General features: G+C 31.2%; 23 protein-coding genes. All 23 read left to right on the forward strand.

Features of this window, described 5'->3' with window-relative positions:
* Positions 1-3 precede the first annotated feature (3 nt).
* The 23 genes from BLV68_RS12355 to aroH all read left to right on the forward strand — a co-directional run bounded on the left by BLV68_RS12355 (position 4) and on the right by aroH (position 18,828).
* Complete coding sequence (locus BLV68_RS12355) at positions 4-840, forward strand: purine-nucleoside phosphorylase (protein WP_093754283.1); 837 nt, start codon at positions 4-6, stop codon at positions 838-840.
* Positions 837-2,162, forward strand: coding sequence for a pyrimidine-nucleoside phosphorylase (locus BLV68_RS12360; protein ID WP_093754285.1), 1,326 nt, complete (start codon positions 837-839; stop codon positions 2,160-2,162). The genes BLV68_RS12355 and BLV68_RS12360 overlap by 4 nt, the downstream gene beginning before the upstream one ends.
* Positions 2,163-2,301: 139 nt before the next feature.
* Positions 2,302-3,459 (forward strand): D-alanyl-D-alanine carboxypeptidase family protein, encoded by a 1,158-nt coding sequence (locus tag BLV68_RS12365; protein WP_093754287.1) that lies wholly within the window; start codon positions 2,302-2,304, stop codon positions 3,457-3,459.
* A gap of 99 nt (positions 3,460-3,558) precedes the next feature.
* The gene (locus BLV68_RS12370; protein WP_093754289.1) at positions 3,559-4,149 is read left to right on the forward strand and encodes a site-2 protease family protein; all 591 of its coding nucleotides are present in this window, start codon (positions 3,559-3,561) and stop codon (positions 4,147-4,149) included.
* A gap of 12 nt (positions 4,150-4,161) precedes the next feature.
* Positions 4,162-4,914 carry a segregation and condensation protein A gene (locus BLV68_RS12375; protein WP_093754291.1) on the forward strand — a complete coding sequence of 251 codons (753 nt, stop codon included), beginning with the start codon at positions 4,162-4,164 and terminating at the stop codon, positions 4,912-4,914.
* Positions 4,915-5,460 (forward strand): SMC-Scp complex subunit ScpB, encoded by a 546-nt coding sequence (scpB, locus tag BLV68_RS12380; RefSeq protein WP_093754293.1) that lies wholly within the window; start codon positions 4,915-4,917, stop codon positions 5,458-5,460.
* 105 nt (positions 5,461-5,565) lie between these two features.
* The gene (locus BLV68_RS12385) at positions 5,566-6,180 is read left to right on the forward strand and encodes a DUF2953 domain-containing protein (RefSeq protein ID WP_093754295.1); all 615 of its coding nucleotides are present in this window, start codon (positions 5,566-5,568) and stop codon (positions 6,178-6,180) included.
* The gene (ytfJ, locus tag BLV68_RS12390; protein ID WP_234949916.1) at positions 6,125-6,577 is read left to right on the forward strand and encodes a GerW family sporulation protein; all 453 of its coding nucleotides are present in this window, start codon (positions 6,125-6,127) and stop codon (positions 6,575-6,577) included. Before BLV68_RS12385 ends, ytfJ begins: the two co-directional genes overlap by 56 nt.
* A 52-nt stretch (positions 6,578-6,629) precedes the next feature.
* Entirely contained in the window at positions 6,630-7,727 is a 1,098-nt protein-coding gene (locus BLV68_RS12395) for a D-alanyl-D-alanine carboxypeptidase family protein (RefSeq protein WP_234949917.1), read from the forward strand.
* Positions 7,728-7,889: 162 nt separating this feature from the next.
* Positions 7,890-8,597, forward strand: a complete 708-nt coding sequence (locus BLV68_RS12400) for a pseudouridine synthase (protein ID WP_093754301.1) — start codon at positions 7,890-7,892, stop codon at positions 8,595-8,597.
* 82 nt (positions 8,598-8,679) lie between these two features.
* A complete protein-coding gene (locus BLV68_RS12405; RefSeq protein WP_093754303.1) occupies positions 8,680-9,090 on the forward strand; it encodes a GNAT family N-acetyltransferase in 411 nt (136 codons plus the stop codon).
* Positions 9,080-9,649, forward strand: a complete 570-nt coding sequence (locus tag BLV68_RS12410; RefSeq protein ID WP_234949918.1) for a class I SAM-dependent methyltransferase — start codon at positions 9,080-9,082, stop codon at positions 9,647-9,649. Before BLV68_RS12405 ends, BLV68_RS12410 begins: the two co-directional genes overlap by 11 nt.
* 14 nt (positions 9,650-9,663) lie before the next feature.
* On the forward strand, positions 9,664-11,061 hold the full coding sequence (locus tag BLV68_RS12415; RefSeq protein WP_093754307.1) for an oxaloacetate decarboxylase subunit alpha: 1,398 nt from the start codon (positions 9,664-9,666) through the stop codon (positions 11,059-11,061).
* A 152-nt stretch (positions 11,062-11,213) separates the two neighbouring features.
* The gene (locus tag BLV68_RS12420) at positions 11,214-11,417 is read left to right on the forward strand and encodes a 4Fe-4S binding protein (protein ID WP_093754309.1); all 204 of its coding nucleotides are present in this window, start codon (positions 11,214-11,216) and stop codon (positions 11,415-11,417) included.
* Positions 11,410-12,552 carry a 2-oxoacid:acceptor oxidoreductase subunit alpha gene (locus BLV68_RS12425; protein ID WP_093754311.1) on the forward strand — a complete coding sequence of 381 codons (1,143 nt, stop codon included), beginning with the start codon at positions 11,410-11,412 and terminating at the stop codon, positions 12,550-12,552. Before BLV68_RS12420 ends, BLV68_RS12425 begins: the two co-directional genes overlap by 8 nt.
* Position 12,553: 1 nt before the next feature.
* On the forward strand, positions 12,554-13,375 hold the full coding sequence (locus BLV68_RS12430) for a 2-oxoacid:ferredoxin oxidoreductase subunit beta (protein ID WP_093754313.1): 822 nt from the start codon (positions 12,554-12,556) through the stop codon (positions 13,373-13,375).
* Between the two features lies 1 nt (position 13,376).
* Positions 13,377-13,910: a 2-oxoacid:acceptor oxidoreductase family protein gene (locus tag BLV68_RS12435; protein WP_093754315.1), complete on the forward strand. Its 534-nt coding sequence runs from the start codon at positions 13,377-13,379 to the stop codon at positions 13,908-13,910.
* Between the two features lie 14 nt (positions 13,911-13,924).
* On the forward strand, positions 13,925-14,815 hold the full coding sequence (locus BLV68_RS12440) for a MurR/RpiR family transcriptional regulator (protein ID WP_093754351.1): 891 nt from the start codon (positions 13,925-13,927) through the stop codon (positions 14,813-14,815).
* Between the two features lie 217 nt (positions 14,816-15,032).
* On the forward strand, positions 15,033-15,683 hold the full coding sequence (locus tag BLV68_RS12445; protein ID WP_093754317.1) for a copper amine oxidase N-terminal domain-containing protein: 651 nt from the start codon (positions 15,033-15,035) through the stop codon (positions 15,681-15,683).
* A 287-nt stretch (positions 15,684-15,970) separates the two neighbouring features.
* Positions 15,971-16,594, forward strand: a complete 624-nt coding sequence (locus BLV68_RS12450) for a histidine phosphatase family protein (RefSeq protein WP_093754319.1) — start codon at positions 15,971-15,973, stop codon at positions 16,592-16,594.
* A 70-nt stretch (positions 16,595-16,664) separates the two neighbouring features.
* On the forward strand, positions 16,665-17,882 hold the full coding sequence (locus BLV68_RS12455; RefSeq protein ID WP_200773783.1) for a BaiN/RdsA family NAD(P)/FAD-dependent oxidoreductase: 1,218 nt from the start codon (positions 16,665-16,667) through the stop codon (positions 17,880-17,882).
* Between the two features lie 86 nt (positions 17,883-17,968).
* Positions 17,969-18,415 carry a hypothetical protein gene (locus BLV68_RS12460; protein WP_093754323.1) on the forward strand — a complete coding sequence of 149 codons (447 nt, stop codon included), beginning with the start codon at positions 17,969-17,971 and terminating at the stop codon, positions 18,413-18,415.
* Positions 18,416-18,465: 50 nt separating this feature from the next.
* Positions 18,466-18,828, forward strand: a complete 363-nt coding sequence (gene aroH / locus BLV68_RS12465; RefSeq protein WP_093754325.1) for a chorismate mutase — start codon at positions 18,466-18,468, stop codon at positions 18,826-18,828.
* Positions 18,829-18,846: the final 18 nt, after the last annotated feature.

An 18,846-nucleotide genomic window follows, 5' to 3' on the forward strand; every position in this document is an offset into this window, starting at 1 on the left:
ATAATGGAATATATGGAGAAATTACAAAATAGCATAAACTTTATTAAGGAAAGGACAAATATAGTACCAACTATTGGTATTATATTTGGTTCTGGATTAGGGGATTTAGGAGACAAAATCAAGAATTCGCATATAATTAAGTACGAGGAGATTCCAAACTTTCCCAAATCCACCGTAGAGGGACATAAAGGCCAATTGATTTTGGGGCAATTAGGGAATAAAAATGTAGTAGCTATGCAAGGGAGATTCCACTATTATGAGGGATACCCATTAAAGGATGTGGTATTTCCAGTCAGAGTAATGATAGGCCTAGGAATAGAAACATTAATTGTTACTAATGCTGCTGGTGGAGTTGATGAAAATTTTACTCCTGGTGATTTAATGATAATTAATGATCATATTAATATTACAGGGAAAAATCCTTTAGTTGGACCTAATTTAGATGAATTAGGGCCTAGATTTCTCGATATGACTCGAGCCTATGATAATGAGCTTATTAAGTTAGCAAAAAATGTTGGAAAAGATATTGGTATTGATTTAAAAGAAGGAGTATATATGTGGTTTACAGGTCCCTCTTATGAAACGCCAGCGGAAGTAAGACTAGCAAGGATATTAGGAGCTTCAGCAGTTGGGATGTCAACGGTACCAGAAGTAATAGTTGCAGTTCATCAAGGAATTAAAGTTTTAGGGATATCCTGTATAACTAATATGGCAGCAGGAATATTAGACCAACCTTTAAGCCATGAAGAAGTTATAGAAACTTCTTTAAAAGTTAAAGGTAAGTTCGAGAAACTGATAGTTGGCATACTATCTAATTATAATAAGGGGTGTAATAGATGAGGATATACGACATTATTAAAAAAAAGAGGGATAAGGAGGAACTTACTACTGAAGAAATTAACTTCATTGTAGAGAAGTATACTAATGGAGAAATACCAGATTATCAAATGTCCGCTTTGTTGATGGCTATCTATTTCAACAAGATGAATAAAAGGGAAACTTTAGATTTAACCAAGGCAATGATAAACTCAGGGGATATAGTAGACTTATCTGGAATAAATGGAATAAAGGTAGATAAACATTCTACAGGAGGAGTAGGTGATACTGTAACCTTAATAGTAGGTCCTATGGTTGCCGCATGTGGAGTACCATTTGTAAAAATGTCTGGAAGAGGTTTAGGTCATACTGGAGGTACATTGGACAAACTGGAGTCTTTTAGAGGATTTAGAGTAGAGCTTGATGATGAAGAACTTATTAATAATGCAAATCAAACTAATATTTGCATATGTAGTCAAACTGCCAATATAGCACCAGCAGACAAAAAACTTTATGCTTTAAGAGATGTTACAGCTACGGTAGAGAATTTATCTTTAATTGCTAGTAGTATTATGAGTAAAAAGTTGGCTATTGGTTCAAATGCAATTATATTAGATGTTAAAATCGGAAGTGGAGCTTTTATGAAAAAGCTTGATGACGCCATTGAATTAGCTAAAGCTATGGTAGATATTGGACAAGGGTATGGTAGAGAAACAATAGCAGTAATATCCAATATGGATGAACCTTTAGGAAGAGCTGTTGGAAATGCTTTGGAAGTTAAGGAAGCCATTGAGACTTTACAGGGAAATGGTCCGGAAGATTTGCTACAACTTAGCTTATTCATAGGCTCCAAATTGTTAGTTTTAGCAAAAAGAGTTGAAACTGAAATTGAAGGACGAGAATTGTTAGAACAAATAATTAAAAGTGGAGCTGCCTATGATAAGTTTAAAGAACTAGTTAAGTATCAGGAAGGAGATATCAGTCAGGTAGAAAATTTAAATTTATTACCAAAATCAGAGTATATAATTCAAGTTAAAAGTACCAAATCTGGTTATGTTAAATCCTTAAATGCTGAAGAAATTGGTCAATGTGCTTTGTTACTTGGAGCAGGTAGAGAAAATATGGAGTCTACCATAGATTATTCTTCTGGTATTATTTTAGTTAAAAAGGTAGACGATAAAGTAGAAATTGATGAAACATTAGCTGAAATACATTGTAACGATATGGAACTAGGTAAGGAAGTAGAAAAAAGGTTGCAGAATATATATGTAATTGGCACTAGGAATGAAGAACCCAAAAAATTAATATATGGCCTTGTAACTAAAGATGGTGTCGAATTATATTAAGTGTATTTTATATTTAACACCTTGTAATCTATTACAAGGTGTTTTTTTATGTAGAGTTTTTAATTTTTAATAATAGTTTGTATAACTAAGGAATTGAATGGATACCATAAAAGTAAAGATTAATTTGGGAGGTTATAAAGTGAATAGGCGAATCATTTCCTTCATTCTGATATTAATGATTTTTGCTTCCACACCTTATAGGATTTATGCTGATGATAAATTAAATATTCAAGCTAAGTCTGCCATATTGATGGATTTTAATACCGGAGAAGTTTTGTACGAAAAAAATTCTCACAAGAAAGTACCTCCTGCTAGCATAAGTAAAATAATGACCCTATTGCTGGGAATGGAAGCTTTAGAATCAGGTAAAATAAAATTAACGGATAATGTAAGGATAAGTTCTCATGCAGCAGGAATGGGTGGAAGTCAACTTTGGCTTGAAGAAGGGGAAACCCAAACGGTTGAGAACCTGTTTAAAGCAATAACCATAAGGTCTGCTAACGATGCTTCTGTGGCTTTAGCAGAACATATAGCAGGTAGTGAAGAACTATTTGTTAAAATGATGAATGACAAAGCAAAAGAATTAGGGATGAAGAATACGAATTTTACCAATGCAACAGGGCTTCCTGATGACAACCAATATGTTTCAGCTTACGATGTAGCGTTAATGTCCGCAGAATTATTAAAATACGATGAAATACATAGATGGTTAACTATATATATGGATGAAATATTAGTAGGAATAAAGAAAGATAAAGTACAAAGCCTTGTTAATACCAACAGACTAGTAAAGGATTATGATGGAACTACAGGGATAAAAACCGGCTCGACAAGCAAAGCAGGATATTGTTTAGCAGCATCTGCTAAAAGAGGTAATCTTGAATTAATAGCCGTCATTATGGGGGCTGAAACATCAAAGATAAGATTTGATGAAACCATAAAATTGCTAGATTATGGATTTGCTAATTATGATTCTATAACCATAGGAAAAAGAGGAGATATACTAGGTAAGGTTCCGGTTCATAAAGGTAATATTTCACACGTAGAAGCAGTCTTAGATCGAGATAGCATTATACTAATATCTAAAGGCGATAAAGCAAATATAAGCAAAGAAATAGTTTTGCCTGATTTTTTAGAAGGTCCAATTGAAAAAGGGCAAGAAATTGGCAGGTTAATTGTAAGAGTTGATGGTCATGAAGCAGATACAATCAGATTGGTTTCAAGGACTAAAGTAGATAAGGCTAACTTTAAAGAAATGCTTAAAAAAACTATAAAAAGTTTACTAATTAGCAAATGATAATAAATACTATTTGTATTTTACACTAAAACATTATAAAATAGAATCAGAAACCTCGACTTGCAAGTCGAGGTTAAATAATTAAAGGAGATAGATAAAATGCAGGATATAATATTAAGGTTTCCAGGTTTATTATTAGCAATAATAGTTCATGAGTTCTCACACGGATATATGGCATATTTATTAGGGGATAACACAGCTAAAAATTCAGGCAGATTATCTTTAAATCCTTTAAAACATTTAGATGTGGTCGGCTTAATTTTTATGCTTATTTTTAGATTTGGGTGGGCCAAGCCTGTACCCATAAATCCTATTTATTTTAAAAATAGAAAGAGAGATACTTTGCTTGTTTCTTTAGCTGGACCATTGTCGAACTTTATTTTAGCTATAATTATTGGGATAATATTGTCAAAAAATATAGTTACCAGTTATTTGATGCAAAATATTTTACTAATAGCATTGTGGTACAATATAATGTTAGGGGTTTTTAATTTATTACCCTTTCCCCCTCTAGATGGTTCTAAAATTCTAGCAAGTTTGCTACCAGATAAATATGAATACCTATTCTATAAAAATGAACGGTATTTATATATAGTTTTAATATTATTAATTATTACTGATACTATAGATAAGATACTAAGTCCGCTTATTTATATTAGTATGAATTTATTAATAAAAATCATAACTTGATAGGAGTGCATTATGGGATACAAAATTGTATTGAAAACTTTTGAAGGTCCTATGGATCTTCTATTACATCTTATAGAAAAAGCTCAAATTGATATTTATGATATACCAATTAATGAAATAACAGAGCAATACTTAGATTATATATCAAAAATGGAGGAATTAGACTTAGAAGTAACAAGTGATTTTTTAATAATGGCTTCAACCTTATTAGAAATAAAATCAAAATTATTGCTTCCTCAGACAAAAAAAGGAGCTAATGAAGAAATGTCAGAAGAAGACGATGATGACCCAAGATTAGAATTGGTAAGAAAATTAGTAGAATATAAAAAATATAAAGAAGTTACCAATAGATTTAGACAATTAGAAGATATACAAAATAAGGTATATTATAAGCCACAGGAAGATTTAAGTCCTTTTGTAGATAAAACAGACTTTTTAGAGCAAATGGAACTTAAGGACTTGGTTAAAGCATTAAATAATATAGTAAGAAAAAGGTATGGGGACAATAGTTCTATTATTTTAAATGAAATTCAAAAGGAAGAATATACTCTTGATGATTCTATAGCGAAAATGAAGGAAATACTTAAACATAATAAAAAAATAAAATTTAGTCAATTATTAGGAAAAACTTTTAACAGGAAAGAGATAGTGGTTACCTTTTTATCCTTACTAGAACTAATAAGGATAAAATATATAAAAATATATCAAGAAAATAATTTTGATGATATTATAATCACTAAAAATGATAAAGAGGGTGTAGTATAAGTGGACAGAAGAGAATTGAAAGCTATTATTGAATCCTTATTATTTGTTTGGGGGGATCCTTTATCTATAAAGGATATTGCATATATATTAGAGGAAGACAATAACACCATTAAGGATATTTTGAAGGAAATGATTGATGAATTCGATTATAACCGAAGGGGATTAAAAATAGTACAAGTAGAGGATACTTACCAGCTATCAACTAGACCTGAGTTTTATCCTTGGATAAGCAAGCTGACTCAGAATAAAAATAATAGGAATCTTTCCAATGCAGCTTTGGAAACCCTTTCTATAATAGCTTATAAGCAACCAATTACAAAAAGTGAGATAGAAGCGATTAGAGGAGTAAGATGTGATAAAGCCTTGGAAACCTTATTAAATAAAAAGTTAATTGAAGAGAAGGGAAGGTTGGAAAAGACTGGTCGTCCAATAATATATGGAACTACAAAAGAGTTTTTAAGATATTTTGGTTTAAAAGATATTAATGAACTTCCACCTTTGTTAGATTATGAAATTGATGAAAAATTTGAAGACTTGGGGAATTAATGTATATTCTCACAAGTTTTTTTTGACCACAAATACATAAATTATCTCATTTTTTTGATACATGTAAAATATGTATCATTTTCTTCTTTTTGGAGAAAATAGGTATTGTTAGATAACGTTTGGGGTGAAAGGATGAAGTACATCGTATTCATTATACCAATACTATTAGTCCTATTATTGATATATCCGGTAAAATTTACTATTGATTTTAGATATGGAATGGATTATAGCTATTTAGAAGTCACTACATCATATTTGTTTGGTTTAATAAAGCCTGAAATATATCCTTTTGATAAGGAGAATAGAAGTAGGAAATATAATACTGGATTTATAGATAGAACAAGATCATTATTTAGGGATGATAAATACAAACAGTTTGTAAATACCATTTTAAAAAAGATTGTCGTTGAACATATTCATTGGGAAACAAGAATAGGGTTAAAGGATGCATTTCTTGTTGGGATGATAACTGGGTTCATTTGGATTATTAAGAGTTTTATCGTCGGTTTACTTTTGAATGAAAAAGATGTGAAAAAATTGAGTTTTAATGTAATTCCTTGCTTTTTAGAAAATCAGTTGGAGATTGAATTTAATTGCATAATAAAAATAAGAATGGTCTATATTATAACTGTATGGATTTGGATTTTAAAATCTAATAAAGGTGGTGAGAAGGTTGACAGAACATCCAATAGAAGGGTTAATGAAAACTACTATGAATAGCTTGAAAGAAATGGTCGATGTAAATACTATAGTTGGAGAACCTGTACAATCTCCAGATGGATTGGTCATTATACCTGTATCAAAGATTTCCTTTGGATTTGCATCAGGAGGCAGTGAATTCAATAAAAAAAATAACTCATCACAAAATGGACCTGATGAACTCAAATTACCCTTTGGCGGAGGAAGCGGAGCTGGAGTTTCGGTTCAACCAGTAGGGTTTATTGTAGCAGGAAATGGTCATATTAAATTGCTAACTGTAGATGAGGGCAACACTGCTTTAGCTAGTTTGTTTGATTTTATAAATAAATTGGCAGATAGCATTCAACAGTCCATAAAAAAAGAAAAACAGTACAAGAATGAACGAGAGAACTTAGACAATGTCCATAATCCATCTTAAGAAGCAGAACATTTCTGCTTCTATTAATTTTACTGAAAAGGAGGTTTTATTGTTGAAGCATATATTCTTGGTTTTTTTATCAATAGCTTTATTAGTTGTTAATACTGTAGTCTGTGGAGAAAAACCTGCCATAAGTGCTCAAAGTGCTATTCTTATAGATAGAAATTCGAAGCGGATTTTATTTAGTTACCAACCTCATATTAAATTGCCAATGGCTAGTACAACAAAAATTATGACTGCTTTAATAGCCTTAGAAAATGGCAATATAAATGATTTAGTAACAATAAAAAAAAATTCGGTTGGAATTGAAGGTTCAAGTATTTATTTGGCAGAAGGTGAAACTTTAACTTTAGAAGATTTATTGTACGGTTTAATGTTAAGGTCGGGCAACGATTCTGCAATGGCAATTGCGAATCATATTGGAAATGATTTGGAAAGTTTTGTTGAACTTATGAATGGTAAAGCTAGAGAAATAGGTGCAATAAATACAAATTTTGTTAACCCCCATGGTCTATATGCTGATAATCACTATACAACAGCATACGATTTAGCGTTAATAACAGCAGAAGCACTTGAAATAGAAAAATTTCAGGAAATAGTAAGCACTAAAACTTGGAGGGCTAACAGAAATAAGAATAATATTTTTTATAATAAAAATAAGACCTTATGGGAATATCCAGGAGGTGATGGAGTAAAAACAGGCTATACCATTATGTCTGGAAGATGTTTGGTAACTAGTGCTACTAAAAATAATATCCAATTAATTGCAGTGGTATTAAATGCAAGCAATTGGTTTAACGATTGCTACAAGTTAATGGATTATGGATTTGAAAATTTTAAGAACTATGTAATATACGAAGAAGGGAAATTTTTCAAAAATATACCTGTTATAAATGGAGAAAAGGAGATCATACCTGCAATCGCAAAAAGAACCTTTCTATATCCGTTGAAAGAAGAGGAGCTTGAAAAAGTAAAGCTAAATATAAAACTTCCCAACTATTTGGAAGCCCCTATAAATAAGGGTGATGAAATAGGAGATATAACAGTTTATTTAGATGGACAAATTATTCATAAAGATAGGATAATAGCAAAAGAAAATATAGATCAATTATCAATTATTAAAAGGATAATTAGAAGGTTTAGAGATTAATAGGCCCAAAGGCTTTATTTTTTATGGTAAGAAAAACCATGATAATTAACCTATGTAATTTAATTAGAAATGAAAATTATCTATCAAGGCAAAATATATGTAATTTACAAAATCTCATTAATTAGCTAAAATGGATTTAGTATCAAGAGGGAGGTTTAGTATATGAGATTGCAAAAATATATAGCTCAAGCGGGAATAACCTCAAGGAGAAAAGCAGAAGAACTAATTTTACAGGGGAGGGTTAAAGTAAATGACCAAGTAATAAAAGAATTGGGAACTAAAGTGGATCCTAAAAAGGATATAGTTAAAGTTGATAATAAGATAGTAAAGCTAGAAGGAAAAAAAATATATATAATGTTAAATAAACCTGTAGGTTATGTGACAACTGTTAAAGGTCACCCAGATGATAAAATAATAATGGATTTAATTGAAGGAATAGATGCAAGAATATTCCCTATTGGGAGACTTGATAAGGATACTTCTGGATTGCTTCTATTAACTAATGATGGCAATTTAGCTTATAAATTGACTCATCCAAAATATGAAGTGCAAAAAAAATATTTAGCATTAGTCGAAGGTATACCAAATAGTAAGAAATTAAACAAGTTTAGAAAGGGTTTAATGATTGAAGGAAGAAAGACTGCCAGAGCCTATGTAAAAATTGTAAAAAGTTATGGAAATAGATCTTTGTTGGAAATAGCGATTCATGAAGGAAGAAATAGACAGGTTAGAAAAATGTGTGAATACATAAGACATCCAGTAATAAATTTAAAAAGAATTGCAATAGGGAAGTTGGAATTGGGAGATTTAGAAGTTGGAAAATGGAGACATTTAACTGATAAGGAAATTAAGTATCTAAAATCCCTCTAGAACAATGGTATGATATGATTTTTATAAGCAACTTTATTTTTTATTATATATTAACTATAATGAACATGGGAGTGATGCTTTATTGATAACGTTAACCCAAATTGATAAGGAGGATATTGATGCTGTTAATACTGTTTTAGTGGATAATAAAATAAAAGATGATTTGACTGAGGGAATTATATATGTGTTAAGATCTAGACAAAATATAATAGGAGTTGGAAAGGTATCCATTGTTGAGAGTTACGGAATATTGAAGTATATAGTAGTAAATGAAACCTATAGGGGTTCTAACTATGGAGAGAGTATTTTGAGAGGGCTATTATTTAAATGTCAATCTATGGGTATCAATAAAGTGTATTATCATAATTATGATATTTATTTAGAGAAAATTGGATTCAAGCATAATGATTCTTTGAAAGAGGAATTCCCACTAATTTTGAAAATAAACGATTTTTTTAATAAATCTTGTTATGGTGAGGTTTATGAGATTTGAATATTTTAATAATGCTGTAGATCTAGCAAAGAAGTTAATGTGCTTTTATGTAAAAGAAGGTTATAGGGTTTGTGACTGCACGGTAGGAAATGGGAACGATACTGTTTTACTGGCAAAGTTGGTAGGGGAAAGTGGAAAAGTCTATGGTTTTGATATTCAATCTGTAGCTTTGAATATAACTAGGGAAAAACTCTATAATGAAAATCTAGAAAATAGGGTGATCCTTATTGAGGATGGTCATGAAAATATAGACAAGCATGTTAATGAAAATATAAATTTTGCTATATATAATCTAGGTTATTTGCCAGGTGGAAATAAAAAGATAAAGACTAATGTTAATACTACCTTAATAAGTTTAGAAAAATCTTTATCCCTTTTAAAAAGTAATGGATTACTACTAGTAACTTGTTATACTGGTCACGAAGGAGGCATTGAAGAGAAAGAAGGGGTAATGAATTTTTTAAGAAGCCTTCGTCAAAATGAATATCATGTTATAGAATTCAATTTTTTAAATCAAAAGAACTATCCGCCAACATTATATGGCGTTGAAAAATTATAATGGGAGGGGTTTTAATGGCAGGAGTAAAAATAACTGATACTACATTAAGAGATGCACATCAGTCATTAATTGCTACTAGGATGAAAACTGAGGATATGCTACCAATAGCTGAAAAACTAGATAAAATTGGATTTCATTCTCTTGAAGTGTGGGGAGGAGCTACTTTTGACAGTTGTTTGAGATTTTTGAAAGAAGATCCTTGGGAGAGATTAAGATCTTTAAGGAAAGCTTTTAAAAATACTAAATTACAGATGTTATTAAGAGGGCAAAATCTATTAGGATATAAGCATTATCCCGATGATATAGTTGAAATGTTTATAAAAAAATCTATAGAAAATGGAATTGACATTATCAGAATATTTGATGCGCTAAACGACCCTCGAAATATTAAAAAATCTATAGAATTTACTAAGAAATATGGAGGACAGGCACAAGCAGCTATCTCATATACTACCAGTCCAGTTCATAACAATGAATATTATATAAAATTAAGTATTGAGTTTGAAAAAATGGGAGCAGATTCAATTTGCATAAAGGATATGTCTGGAATATTGATGCCTTACGAAGCTGAAAAGCTTGTAAGGGGTCTTAAAGAAAATATATCATTACCAATTCAAATTCACTCTCACTTTACTAGTGGAATAGCAAATCAAACTTATATGAAAGCAATTGAAGCAGGTGCAGATATTATAGATACAGCCATATCACCTTTAGGAATGGGTACTAGTCAACCAGCAACTGAATCAATGGTGGCGTCGCTACAAGGATCGCCTTATTACCCGGATATAAATATGGACTTATTATTAGAAGTTAGCGACTATTTTAAGCAGTTAAGGGATAGATATTTAAAGGAAGGATTACTAAGCGAGAAGGTGCTAAATGTGGATGTTAGAACTTTAAGATATCAAATACCTGGTGGAATGCTTTCAAATCTCGTTTCTCAATTAAATAGTCAGGGAGCATTAGATAAATTTGAGGAAGTGTTAGAGGAAGTCCCTAAAGTTAGAGAGGATTTAGGATATCCGCCTTTGGTTACTCCTATGAGTCAAATGGTTGGGACTACAGCAGTATTTAATGTATTATTAGGTGAGAGATATAAAATGGTTCCAAAAGAGACTAAAAACTATGTTAAAGGATTATATGGGAAACCAGCTGTACCTATAAAAGAAGAGATAAAAAAGAAGATTATTGGAGATGAAGAAGTATTTGCTGGCAGACCTGCAGATTTGTTAGAGCCCGAGTTAGATAAGTTGAGGAAAGAAATTAAAGAGTATATAGAACAAGAAGAAGATGTATTAACCTACGCATTGTTCCCACAAGTTGCTCTTGATTTTTTCAAACATAGACAAGTGGAGAAGTATAAAATAGATGTTAGCTTATTAGACGAAGAATTCAGTGTTTATCCAGTATAAAACAAGCCCGAAAAGGGGCTGTTTTTTTCTAAATAATGAAATAAAACTTGCAAATTTAATTAAGTTAGTAAAAATATGAAATAATTCTTGCATGAATAGTATAATTTTGTTATTATAATAGTAGAAAAAATCACAATAAGGGGGAGCATTCATTGAAAATAGTTGAAAAGCTTAATGTGGAAATAGAGCTATGCAAAGGATGCGGTATATGTGTTGCTTTTTGTCCTAAAGATGTACTTGAAATAAAAAACGGAAAAATACATATTAAGGATTTAAGTGCATGTATTCAGTGCGGTCAATGTGAATTGAGATGTCCTGATTATGCTATTTATTTAGGAGGTAAATCAAATGCCTAAAAACAATGTAAAATTAATGCAAGGAAATGAAGCTTGCGTTGAAGGTGCTATAGTTGCTGGTATGAAATTCTTTGCAGGTTATCCAATTACCCCTTCAACAGAGATTGCAGAAATCTCAGCTGCTAGATTGCCTAAAATTGGTGGGAAATTTATACAAATGGAAGATGAGATTGCAAGCGTAAGTGCCATTATAGGAGCTTCTTTAGCTGGTAAGAAATCCATGACTGCAACTAGCGGCCCAGGATTTTCTCTTAAACAAGAAGGCATTGGCTATGCTATTATGGCAGAAGTTCCATGTGTAATTGTAAATGTTCAAAGGGGAGGACCAAGTACAGGGTTGCCGACTTCACCAGCACAGGGAGATATTATGCAAGCTAGATGGGGGACTCATGGTGAGCATTCTATTATTGCATTATATCCATCTACAGTAAAGGAAATATTTGATACTACTATTAAAGCTTTTAATTTGTCTGAAAAATATCGAACCCCAGTTATACTATTGATGGATGAAGTAATTGGTCATATGAGAGAAAAAATAGAAATGCCTAATGCAGATGAAATAAAAATATATAATAGAAAAGAGCCAACTTCTACTCCTGAAGAATATAAACCTTATGAGGTTAAACAAGGAGATATAGTACCTGAAATGGCAAGTTTTGGTAAAGGATATAGGTATCATGTTACTGGTTTAGTACATGGGAAAAATGGATTCCCTACTAATGATAAGGAAATTGCTGAAAAGCTGATAAGAAGGCTAGTTAATAAGATAGAAGAAAACAAAGATGACATAGTTGAGTATGAGGAATATAGACTGGAAGACGCAGATGAAGCCATAATAGCCTATGGAGCAACAGCAAGGTCAGCAAAATCCGCTGTAGACAAATTAAGAGAAAGTGGCAGGAATATTGGTTTATTTAGACCTATAACTATTTGGCCAATTGCAGACAAGCAAATAAATAAATTAGCAAAAAGTGTTAAGAGAATAACCGTCGTTGAAATGAACATGGGCCAATATTTTGAAGTAATAGACAGAATTGCTGGGAAGTATACTAGCGTTGAAAGTTACGGACGAGTAAATGGAGAATTAATTAATCCAGAGGAGATTATCTCATTCATAGAAAGCAGGAGGGGTTAATGTGGCTAGCCATTTAATTGAAAAATATTTTAGAACGGAGACTTTACCTCACATTTGGTGTCCCGGTTGTGGAAATGGTACAGTAACTAGAGCTATAGTCAAGGCAATTGATAATATTGGGTTAGACCAAAATGATGTATGTATAGTTTCTGGTATCGGATGTTCCTCTAGGGCGTCTGGATATCTAGACTTTAATACTGTTCATACTACTCATGGAAGGGCTTTAGCTTTTGCTACGGGGATTAAATTAGCAAATCCTAAACTTAATGTAATAGTTATAACAGGAGATGGCGATTGTGCTGCAATTGGTGGAAACCACTTAATTCATGCAGCTAGAAGAAATATCGATATTACCACAATTGTATTTAATAATAATATATATGGCATGACTGGAGGTCAATATTCACCAACTACACCCACAGGTGATATAGGAACTACTGCACCTTTTGGCAATATTGATCCTAATTTTGATCTATGTGATTTAGCCATAGCTGCAGGGGCAACTTATGTTAGTAGGGCCTCATTATATAATCCTAACATGATAATCAAACAGGTGGAGGAAGGAATTAAGAATAAAGGGTTTTCATTTATTGAAACTATCACGACTTGCCCTACTTACTATGGTAGAAAGAATAAAAAGGGCGATGGGGTAGATATGATCAAATATTTAAAAGAAAGAACGATAAACAAGACTGCTTATGATAAGCTCCCTGAAGAAAAAAGGGCTGGTAAAATTGTTGTTGGAGAAATTTATAGGGGAGAAAGACCAGAATTTACAAAGCAATATGAAAAGATTATAGAATCTTTTAAAGGGGAGATTTAATATGATTCATCAAGAGTTTAGATTAAGCGGTTCAGGGGGGCAGGGATTAATTTTAGCTGGAATAATTTTAGCTGAAGCAGCATTATACGATGGTAAAAACGTGGTCCAGTCTCAATCCTATGGACCTGAAGCAAGGGGGGGCGCTAGTAAGGCGGAAGTCATAATTTCAGATAGTATTATAAACTATCCAAAGGTAGATAAATGTGATGTATTATTGGCCTTAACTGAAAGCGCTTGTAATAAATATATCAATTCTTTAAAAGAAGGCGGAACATTGATAATAGATGATTCGATTGCTAATAAGCCTAATAGAAAGGATATAAAGATATATTCTGTTCCTATACTGGATACTGCAACTAATAAGTTAGGAAAACCTATGGTAGCAAATATTGTAGCTTTAGGAAGCATTTACGAATTGACAAATGTAGTAAGCAAAGAATCATTAGAAAAAGCAGTATTAAACAGAGTACCACGAGGCACTGAAGATTTGAATAAAAAAGCACTAGAAGAAGGTTTTAATTTAATAAAAAATTGAAAAGGGTAGATCATATGGATAAACATATTGATTTAATAAAGGTAATACAAAATAGTTTTCCACGTTTAAGTAAAGGACAAAAATTAATAGCAGAATTCATTATGCATAATTATGATAGAGCCGCTTTCATGACTGCTGCAGTTCTAGGCGATGCAGTAGGGGTAAGTGAATCTACCGTAGTTAGGTTCGCAAATACATTAGGATATAATGGATATAGGGAGTTACAAAAGGAGTTACAAGAGTTAGTAAAAAATAAGTTGACTACCGTTCAAAGAATTTCTTTAAGTTCTAATTTTACAGATTATGAAAATGCTTTAAAGCAGGTATTAAAAAAGGATATGGATAATATCGAAAAAACTATTCATGAAATAGATTATATTGCTTTTCAAAAGGCTATAGAAATAACCTTAAAAGCAAATAATGTATATGTTCTTGGTCTTAGAAGTTCATCCTTTTTAGCCGGTTACTTAGGTTTTTACTTAAACTTTTTACTTAATAACGTCAAAGTAGTAACTGCTGGTCCTAGTGATGTATTCGAACAATTATTAAAAGCAACAGATAAAGATGTTGTTATTGGAATAAGCTATCCTAGGTATTCTAACCGGACCCTAGAAGCATTAGATTACGCCAAGGAAAAAGGATGTAAAATAATAGGTATTACCGACAGTTTACTATCCCCAGCTGCACAATATGCAGATGTTACATTGATTGCTACTAGCAATATGCTATCTTTCGTTGATTCTCTTGTAGCTCCTATGAGTTTAATAAATGCTTTTATAATTGCCTTAGGTACTGAAAGAAAAGAAGATACTACTTCATACTTTGAAGATTTAGAAAAGATATGGAAGAAGCACAATGTTTATAGTACGAAAAATAGCAGTATTAATGATATTAATAATTTTTAAAACTACCATTTACACATGGTAGTTTTTCTTTATGTGTCTTGTATAACTAACACATATGATTTTATCATAATTGATATATTAATAAAAACCAAAAAATCAAAAAATAACATCAAAACTATTTATCTTTACTATATAATCATACTCATTTATAGAAAATTTTGCAGAAATATGGGAAATATTGTATAATATACAAAAAAAGAAAAGGGGGAATTTAATCATGAAAAATTTTGTAAAAGGATTTTTAGTGGCTACATTGATTTTTGCTGTAACTTTAACTGGGTTTGCAGCCAGTAAAAAGCAAACTATTGAGGTTGAACTAAATCCTGCTACTATTTATGTGGAGGGTGAGTTGAAAGAAGTTGACCACTTCATTTACAAAGGAACTACCTATGTTCCGTTACGAGCATTGTCTGAGGCATTAGGTGTAGAAGTAAGTTGGGATGGTGAGGAAAAAGTTATTGATTTATATTATTTAGAACCTCGTGAATATAGCATACTGACTTTTGCAGGAGTAGCATTAACATCGATAACAGATATGGATGGTAGTTTGGATAATGTATTTGAGGAAATAAAAGAGGATATCACAAGATTTTTAAATGATTTGGAAGCGTTAGATTTAGCCAATAATCATATGGATGTAGATACTTTTATAGAGCTGCAGGATAGGAGATCAGAAATAGAGGATAGACTTTACACGGAATCGTTGAATGTAAGTTATAGAACCCCAATTTACTATACACTTGAAGTTTTAGACAATATAGAAATGGCTCTTATTAGATCAAGGCATGGTGAAAATCCTGAGAGAATAAGAAATAATTTGGAGAAGGCTAAAGAGTATGTTGAGTTTTTATCCGTGTTAGGGTTTTAGTGGTAAGGATGTGGTTTAATGTCTGTAAGATTTGCAAGGTCTGGGTTTAATATAATAAAAGATCATAATGAGTTGATTAATAGAGGTAAACAGCAAGAATATTTTTGATATCCTTCAAACTTTCCATAGTAATAATAAAATTCTTAATTATTGTATTTTTAATACTTAAGTGATACAATCTTTCATATAACAATTCATCCTTCAAAAACATTGTAACATTGAGAATGTTAGAGTCCTCAATTTTCATTTTAGTTTACAGGACATAAATCACTTACAGGAGGTATCACATGAAAAAAATATATTTGGTAAGACATGGTGAATCTGAATGGAATACCATCAAAAAAATTCAAGGACAAAATGATATTGCCCTCACAGCTAAAGGCATAAAACAAGCTCAATTAATAGGAAAAAGATTAAAATATGAAAAAATAGATATAATTTATTCTAGCGATTTAATTAGAGCCTATAAAACTGCTCAAATTATTGGTGAAAATCTAAATTTAGATGTAATTCCAATGGAGGAATTTAGAGAGATAAATTTTGGTATTTGGGAAGGGCTATCTACCGAGGAATTGATGAAAAACTATGAAGAAGAAATGATTTTATGGATGACAGCTCCAGAAAAATTTTATGTAAATAAGGCTGAAACATTGAAAGAACTGCAGGAAAGAGCAATGAATGGGATTAATAAAATTATCCATCAAGATTTTGAAAATGTACTTATTGTCTCCCATAGTGCAACTATAAAAACTATTATTTTAGGGTTGTTGGATATTAGTTTAAGCAATTTTAAAAACTTGACAATAAGCAATGTCGGCCTATCGATAATAGAAATAAGGGAGTATAATAAGGTACTGAAATTATTAAATGATACTAATCACTTGAAAAGTATTGAACTAAACGAAAAATAATTGTTAAAACTACCAAGCAAACAGTCATATGAAAAAATACAGCTATGAAATAATCAGGAGGTAAATAAGTATGAAAGTTGGAGTAATTGGAGGTGGTCCAGCAGGAATTATAGCTGCAGGATTTGCAGGATCGAGAGGTAAAAATGTTACTCTAATTGAGAGGAACGACAGACTAGGTAAGAAATTATTCATAACAGGAAAGGGTAGATGTAATATAACCAATGCCTCATCCATTGAAGACTTTTTTGATAATATAATAACAAATAAAGAGTTCTTGTATAGCAGTTTCTACTCCTTTACAAACGAGGATATATTAAAACTATTAGCTTCCTATGGTTTAAAAGTTAAAGTAGAAAGGGGAAATAGAGTATTTCCAATATCTGATAAATCAAGTGATGTAATAAAAGCCTTTCAAAAATTTCTTATAAACAATAATGTCAAAGTATTATTAAATAAGAGAGTAATAAAGGTAAATAAAACCAACAATCATTTCTTATTAGAATTTCAAGACAATACTATAGACTATTTTGATAAATTAATAATAGCTACCGGGGGTAAATCCTACCCCTCCACCGGTTCTACAGGTGATGGATATAATTTTGCAAAAAATTTTGGACATAGTATTATACCTTTAAAACCTTCATTAGTGCCTATTGTAATAGAGGAAAATTTCGTAAAAGAATTACAAGGTCTTTCCCTTAGAAATGTAAAATTGACTAGTGTGGTTGATAATAAAATAATAAATGAAGAATTTGGAGAAATGATATTTACCCATTATGGCATATCTGGACCTATCGTATTATCAACCAGCAATGTTCTCAATAAATACTTAAATAAGAAAATCAATCTGTATGTGGATTTAAAGCCAGCCTTAAACAAAGAAAAATTGGATAAAAGAATTTTAAGGGATTTTGAGAAGTTCAATAATAAACAAATTAAGAATGGTTTAAATGAACTGTTACCAGCTAAATTAATACCAGTAGTTTTAAATATTTCATCAGTTAATGAAGTTAAATCAATAAACCAAGTAACCAGAGAAGAAAGATTAAGACTAGTAAATACAATTAAGAATCTTCCCTTAACTTTTAAGAGGTTTAGACCTTTAGAAGAAGCAATTGTTACATCAGGAGGAGTAGCTACCAATGAAATTAATCCATCAACTATGGAATCTAAACTTGTACCAGGTCTCTTCTTTTGTGGTGAAATAATCGATGTAGATGGATTAACTGGAGGCTATAATCTTCAGATTGCTTATTCCACTGGATATTTAGCAGGTATGCATGTTTAATTGAGTTTCAATTAGCCTTATAATATCTTCATCAATTGTAAAAAATAAGCATAGAGTATAATAAAGTATGGATTTAGGAGGCTAATATGAAACCCAATTTCAATTTTATAGGAAATATACTTATAATATTATCTATTATTTCATTCCTAACATTACTAACTGTTCAATTTTTCAATTATAATGACCACATGGCAACAAACTACATAGGTAGCAAAAACAACACCTTTTCCTTATTATCCGCTTCCGTGGATTCACTAAATAATGGAGTAATAGTACTAAAGAACATGACACCGGAATATAATGACGTTTCAGTTCTTATAAATGGAGAATACGCTGGAGATTTCACGGATAAAGATGAAATTAGTATCCAAGTATACCAAAATGATATAGTTGAAATAGATGGAACTAGATATGATAAAAAGTTAAAAATTAAAGTGGTAGGAATCAGTAATAACATAGATGAGCCTCAATTAGAAACTACTATTACCACTTCACAAAGTATTGAAATATTAGCTAAAGTTCGACTAAAATAGCTTGTTTCATTGCATAAATTAATATATAATTATTAGAGGAAGTGATAAAGTTGAAAATCGTTTCAATTAGAGGTGCTACAACAGCAAATTCTAATAATGAGGCTGATATACTTGATGCTACAAGGGAGTTATTATTAGAAATTGAAAATAGAAATAATATACAAAGAGAAAAAGTTATAAGCATTTTATTCTCTGCAACTAAAGATTTAAATGCTGTTTACCCCGCTAAGGCTGCTAGGTTGTTAGGTTACACTCAATGTGGTTTAATGTGTTTCAATGAAATGGATGTTGTAGGTAGTTTAGACAAGTGTATTAGGGTTATGGTTTTGTATCAGGACTGCTTAGATCAAGAAAGCGTAAAACATGTCTATCTTAAAAAAGCTAAAACATTGAGACCTGATTTAAATATATAATAACAACGGATGCCACCA

This window comes from Tepidimicrobium xylanilyticum (assembly GCF_900106765.1).
GTDB lineage: Bacteria > Bacillota > Clostridia > Tissierellales > Tepidimicrobiaceae > Tepidimicrobium > Tepidimicrobium xylanilyticum.